The 5702-nt window shown below is 72.2% G+C and carries 7 protein-coding genes and 1 tRNA gene; 4 read left to right on the plus strand and 4 right to left on the minus strand.

Annotated elements, in window-relative coordinates:
• The 3 genes from HW445_RS16550 to HW445_RS16560 all read right to left on the minus strand — a co-directional run.
• A partial coding sequence (locus HW445_RS16550; RefSeq protein ID WP_180221791.1) for an SCO1664 family protein occupies positions 1 to 731 on the minus strand: 731 nt, incomplete at its 3' end.
• Positions 701 to 1285 carry a DUF3090 domain-containing protein gene (locus HW445_RS16555; protein ID WP_180221792.1) on the minus strand — a complete coding sequence of 195 codons (585 nt, stop codon included), beginning with the start codon at positions 1283 to 1285 and terminating at the stop codon, positions 701 to 703. The genes HW445_RS16550 and HW445_RS16555, both read right to left, overlap by 31 nt.
• 64 nt (positions 1286 to 1349) lie before the next feature.
• A complete protein-coding gene (locus HW445_RS16560; protein WP_180221793.1) occupies positions 1350 to 2048 on the minus strand; it encodes a histidine phosphatase family protein in 699 nt (232 codons plus the stop codon).
• 111 nt (positions 2049 to 2159) lie between these two features.
• On the opposite strand from HW445_RS16560, the gene corA reads away from it, so the two are divergent.
• Positions 2160 to 3161: a magnesium/cobalt transporter CorA gene (gene corA, locus HW445_RS16565; RefSeq protein WP_180221797.1), complete on the plus strand. Its 1002-nt coding sequence runs from the start codon at positions 2160 to 2162 to the stop codon at positions 3159 to 3161.
• A gap of 101 nt (positions 3162 to 3262) precedes the next feature.
• On the opposite strand, the gene HW445_RS16570 is transcribed toward corA, so the two are convergent.
• Positions 3263 to 3350: transfer RNA gene (locus HW445_RS16570), tRNA-Leu, on the minus strand.
• Between the two features lie 163 nt (positions 3351 to 3513).
• Here HW445_RS16570 and HW445_RS16575 point away from each other — a divergent pair.
• From HW445_RS16575 to HW445_RS34135, 3 genes are all read left to right on the plus strand, one after another.
• Positions 3514 to 4824, plus strand: a complete 1311-nt coding sequence (locus tag HW445_RS16575; protein WP_180221794.1) for a M20/M25/M40 family metallo-hydrolase — start codon at positions 3514 to 3516, stop codon at positions 4822 to 4824.
• A gap of 136 nt (positions 4825 to 4960) precedes the next feature.
• Positions 4961 to 5194 (plus strand): chaplin, encoded by a 234-nt coding sequence (locus HW445_RS16580; RefSeq protein WP_180221795.1) that lies wholly within the window; start codon positions 4961 to 4963, stop codon positions 5192 to 5194.
• 118 nt (positions 5195 to 5312) lie between these two features.
• A partial coding sequence (locus tag HW445_RS34135; RefSeq protein WP_180221796.1) for a chaplin family protein occupies positions 5313 to 5702 on the plus strand: 390 nt, incomplete at its 3' end.

Consider the following 5702-nt stretch of genomic DNA (forward strand, 5'->3'; position numbering starts at 1 on the left):
AGCGCCCCGTCCTCCCCGAGCGCGTCCGCGAGGCGCCGCAGGACCGCGACGGCCTCCTCGGGCAGCGGTTCCCCCGCCCACCCCCACAGCAGCGTGCGCAGCTTGTCCTCGGTGTGGAAGGTGACCCCGTGGTCGATGCCGAGGAGCCGCCCGCCGGGCGCCGGCAGCAGGTGCCCGCCCTTGCGGTCGGCGTTGTTGATCACGGCGTCCAGCACGGCCAGCCGCCGCAGCCGCGGGTCGTCGGCGTGGACCAGCAGCGCGGTGCGCCCTTCGCCCACCTCCGCGAGGCCGATCTCCTTCCAGCCCGGGCCGGGGTTCTCCGGGTCGACCAGCGCGAGGAGTTCCCCGCCGGCCGCGTCGGCGCCGGCCGGCTCGATCCACAGCTGGCACATGCCCTCCCCGTACGGGCCGTCGCGCAGCACGGTGGGCGGCACCAGGCCCCACCCGGTGGCCTGCGACACCTCGTAGGCGGCGACCTCCCGGCGCGCCAGGTTCCCGTCGGGGAAGTCCCACAGCGGCCGCTCCCCCGCGACCGGCTTGTAGACGCACGCCGTCTCCCGCCCGTCCAGCGAGACGGTGCAGTACAGCGCGGCGTTGGACGCCTCCGGGATCCGCCCGCGCACGGTCAGCTCGCCCCGGGCCAGCAGTTCGGCGACGGCCGGGTCCGAGGTCCCGGCGGCCGCTCCCCCGGCGGGCAGGCTCAGCGCCGGTATCCGTTCTGGCGCGGACATACGTGTCCCTCCGGGTCGAGCGGCAGGCTGCACAGCGGGCACGGCGGACGCCCGGCGTCGACGACCTCCAGGGCGCGCTTGGCGAACGATCTCGCCTGGGCCCCGGTGAGGCGCACCCGCAGCACCGGCGGACCGTTCTCCTCGTCCTGGAGCATCTGCTCCTCGGCGGCGGCGAGGTCCTCCTCGGTCTCCGCCTCCAGCTCGACCAGCGCCTGCGCCTCGACGATCATCCGCTGGTCGGAGCCGTCCCAGGCGAGGGCCATGGTGCCGACCCGGAACTCCTCCTCCACCGGCGTCCGCAGGGGCGCGGTGTCCACGACGTCGGCGGGGGCGACCGCGGGGACCGAGGCGCTGCCCCCGCTGCGGCGCACCACCTCGTCCAGCAGCTCGTCCATCCGCTCGGCGAGCGCGGCGACCTGGGTCTTCTCCAGGGCCACGCTGGTCACCCGGGTCCCGGTGCTGGCCTGGAGGTAGAACGTCCTTCGTCCGGGCAGCCCGACCGTGCCGGCCACGAAGCGGTCCGGCGGGTCGTAGAGGAACACCTGACGTGACACGTCCTGTCTCCTGGGGAATCGACGACGGTACGGGCTGACGCGCTTCACCCTACTGCGGCGACGATCACGGTGCCCCGGCGCCGCCTCCGACCGTGGCGGCGCCGCCGGACCCCTCGGTCTCCCGGTCCGGGCGGGGGACCAGTGAGGCGAAGTCCCCGGTGTCACCGAGGCGTACCAGGAAGGGCCGGGTCCGGGTGTACCGGACGACCGTGACCGAGCAGGGCTCCACGGAGATCCGCTGGAACTGGTCGAGGTGCAGCCCGAGCGCGTCGGCGGCCAGCGACTTGATGATGTCGCCGTGCGAGCACATCAGGTAGACCGCGTCGGCCCCGTGCTCCTCCTCGATCCGCCGGTTCCACCGCCTGACCGCCTCGGCCGCCCGGTGCTGCATCGTGCGCATGGACTCCCCACCGGGGAAGGCCGCGGCGGTGGGGTGGGCCTGCACGATCTCCATCAGCGGCTCGTCGGTCAGCTCGTCGAGCTTGCGGCCCGTCCAGTCGCCGTAGTCGCACTCGTTGATCCCGTCCTCGGTGTGCAGGCGCAGGCCCGGCCGGGCGTCGAGCAGGGGCCGGACGGTCTCCTGGCACCGCTGGAGCGGGCTGCTGACCACGGCGGCCAGCGGCACCCCCTCGAGCCGGGCCGGGAGGGCGGCGGCCTGCGCGGCTCCGCGTTCGTCCAGTGTCACTCCGGGCATGCGTCCGGCGAGGAGTCCCGCGGTGTTGGCGGTGGAGCGTCCGTGCCGGACCAGGATCAGCGTGGGCATGCCGCCCAGGGTAGGGGTACAAGGGGGGACGAGGCCCCGGCACCGGGTGTCCTCACCCCCGGCCGTCACCGGGCGCGGGGGCCGGCAACCACGAGGAGAGTGCGCACCACCGTGATCGTCGACTGCGCCGTGTACCGGGACGGCCACAGGACCGCGGGGCCGGACGACTACTCCGACGCCCTGGCGGAGGCACGCGCCGCCGGGGACCGCGCGTTCGTCTGGATAGGGCTGCACCGCCCCACCGAGGAGGAGTTCGAGCTGGTCACGGAGGAGTTCGGGCTCCATCCGCTGGCGGTGGAGGACGCGCTCAAGGCCCATCAGCGTCCGAAGCTGGAGGTGTACGACGACTCGCTCTTCCTGGTCCTCAAGCCCGTCCTCTACGAGCCCCACGGCGACACCGTGTCGACCGGCGAGATCATGGTCTTCCTGGGCGACTCCTTCATCGTGACGGTGCGGCACGGCGCGGCGTCGCCGCTCGCCTCCGTCCGGGACCGGCTGGAGGACGCGCCGGAGACCCTGGCCACCGGCCCCACCGCCGTCCTGTACGCGGTCGCCGACGCGACCGTCGACCACTACCTGGAGGTGGCCCGCGAGCTCCAGACGGACCTGGAGGAACTGGAGGCGGAGGTCTTCTCCCCCTCCTCCGAGGGCTCGCAGAACACCGCCTCGCGGATCTACGACTTCAAGCGGCAGATCCTGGAGTTCCGGCGGGCGACCGGGCCGCTGAGCGCACCGATGACCCGGCTCGCGGAGACCGGATCCGGCCTCACGCGGGTGCCGTTCGTCGACGACGAGGCACGGCCGTTCTTCCGTGACGTCGGCGACCACCTGACCCGGGTCAACGAGTCCGTGGAGGCCCTCGACCGGCTGGTGTCGGACATCCTCTCGGCGCATCTCGCCCAGATGAGCGTGCGGCAGAACGACGACATGCGGAAGATCTCGGCCTGGGCGGCGATGGCGGCCGTGCCGACCATGCTCGCGGGCGTCTACGGCATGAACTTCGAGCACATGCCGGAGCTGACCTGGACCTGGTCCTACCCGGCGGTGATCGCGGTGATGGCGGTGCTGGAGGTGCTGCTGTACAGGACGTTCAAACGGCGCGACTGGCTGTGACGCCCGGGGCCCGGTTCCGGGCCCGTGCGCCGCGCCCCGGGCGGCGCACGGTGGGAGCGGGAACGCCGAAGGGCCGCGGTCTTCGACCGCGGCCCTTCGTGTGGTGTCCGAGGGGGGACTTGAACCCCCACGCCCGATAAAGGGCACTAGCACCTCAAGCTAGCGCGTCTGCCATTCCGCCACCCGGACAAGGTGTCTGCCACCGCTGCGGGGTTCTTCCGTTCCCCTCGCGGCGACAGGGAAAACATTACCAGGCTTTCCGGGGTGCCTGATCACGCCCCCTCTCGTCCCCGTGCTCCGGGAGAGGGAGGATGTGGGAGGACCACATCCGGACGACAGCGGGAGGTAACGCGTGAGCGAGAAGGTCACCGGGGAGGACGAGGTAGTCGACCTCTGCCGGGAGCTGATCCGGATCGACACCAGCAACTACGGCGACCACTCCGGTCCCGGCGAGCGGAAGGCCGCCGAGTACGTGGCGGAGAAGCTCGCCGAGGTGGGTCTGGAACCGAAGATCATCGAGTCGCACCCCGGCCGGGCCTCCACCGTGGCGCGGATCGAGGGCGAGGACCCGTCCCGGCCGGCTCTGCTGATCCACGGCCACACCGACGTCGTCCCCGCCAACGCGGACGACTGGACCCACCACCCCTTCGCCGGCGAGATCGCCGACGGGTGCGTGTGGGGGCGGGGCGCGGTCGACATGCAGGACATGAACGCGATGACCCTCGCCGTGGTCCGCGACCGCCTGCGCAGCGGCCGCAAGCCGCCGCGGGACGTGGTGCTGGCGTTCCTCGCCGACGAGGAGGCCGGCGGCCTCTACGGCGCGCGGCACCTGGTCGACAACCACCGGGACCTCTTCGAGGGCGTCACGGAGGCGATCGGCGAGGTCGGCGGCTTCTCCTTCACGGTCAACGAGAAGCTGCGGCTCTACCTGGTCGAGACGGCCCAGAAGGGCATGCACTGGATGCGGCTGACCGTGGACGGCACGGCGGGCCACGGCTCGATGACCAACAACGACAACGCCGTCACCGAGCTGTGCGAGGCGGTCGGACGGCTGGGCCGCCACCAGTGGCCGGTGCGGGTGACCAAGACGGTCCGCTCGTTCCTGGACGAGCTCTCCGACGCCCTGGGCACCGAGCTGGACCCGGAGAACATGGAGGAGACGCTGGCCAAGCTGGGCGGCATCGCCAAGATGGTCGGCGCCACCCTGCGCAACTCCGCCGCGCCGACCATGCTCGGGGCCGGCTACAAGGTGAACGTCATCCCCGGCCAGGCGACCGCCCACGTCGACGGCCGCTTCCTGCCGGGCTACGAGGAGGAGTTCCTCGCCGACCTGGACCGCCTGCTCGGCCCCCGCGTACGGCGCGAGGACGTGCACGCGGACAAGGCCCTGGAGACGGGCTTCGACGGCCGGCTGGTCGACGCCATGCAGAGCTCGCTCCAGGCCGAGGACCCGATCGCGCGGGCGGTGCCGTACATGCTCTCCGGCGGCACCGACGCCAAGTCCTTCGACGACCTGGGCATCCGCTGCTTCGGCTTCGCGCCGCTGAAGCTGCCGCCGGAGCTGGACTTCGCCGGGATGTTCCACGGCGTGGACGAGCGGGTGCCGGTGGACGGACTGAAGTTCGGGGTGCGGGTCCTGGACCGCTTCCTGGACGCCTCCTGAGCCAAGGATTCGATCAGACGTCCAGCAGCTTCCCGGGACGGGTGAATGCGCTCATAGGCTCGTAGCCCTATTAGCCCTTCCTCGTTACAGGTGATGCGACCGCACTTGGGTCGCTTTGCCATTCCAGGGAGGAATCATGATCAAGAAGATCGTCACCGCCGCCGCTGCCACCGGCGGTCTGCTGCTGGCCGGTGCGGGCATGGCCGCCGCCGACTCGGAGGCCCAGGGTGCCGCGGCGGGCTCCCCCGGCGTGGTCTCCGGCAATGTCATCCAGGTGCCCGTGCACGTGCCGGTGAACGTCTGCGGCAACAGCATCAGCGTCATCGGCCTGCTGAACCCGGCCTTCGGCAACGTCTGCGTCAACGGCTGACACGGCGCCCCGTCTCCCCACGCGGCGCTGTGACGGCCGGCCCCGGGTTTCCCCCGGGGCCGGCCGGTCCGCCGCCTCTCTCAGGTAATCGGACAAGTTCGAAGGCAGGCATTTCCCCATGAGACACGTCACCCGCAAGGGCTTGATGACCGTGGCGGCGGCGACCGGTGTGATCGCCGCGGCCGGCGGACACGCGCACGCCGACGCGAACGCGGGCGGCTCGGCGGCCAACTCGCCCGGCGTCCTGTCGGGCAACACGATCCAGGTTCCGGTGGACGTCTCCGTGAACCTCTGCGGCAACACCGTGAACGTGGTGGGGCTGCTCAACCCGGCGGCCGGCAACGGCTGCGGGACCGGCGGCGGCAAGGGCGACCACGGCGGCGGCAAGCACCGTGCGGACCACGGGGACCCGGGGAGTTCCACCGGCGGCGGGGCGCGGGCCGACGGCCGGACGTCCGGCTCGCCCGGTGTGGGGTCCGGCAACACCGTTCAGGTGCCCGTGGACGTT

The sequence above is a fragment of the Streptomyces sp. UH6 genome (assembly GCF_013421635.1).
Classification (GTDB): domain Bacteria; phylum Actinomycetota; class Actinomycetes; order Streptomycetales; family Streptomycetaceae; genus Streptomyces; species Streptomyces abyssomicinicus.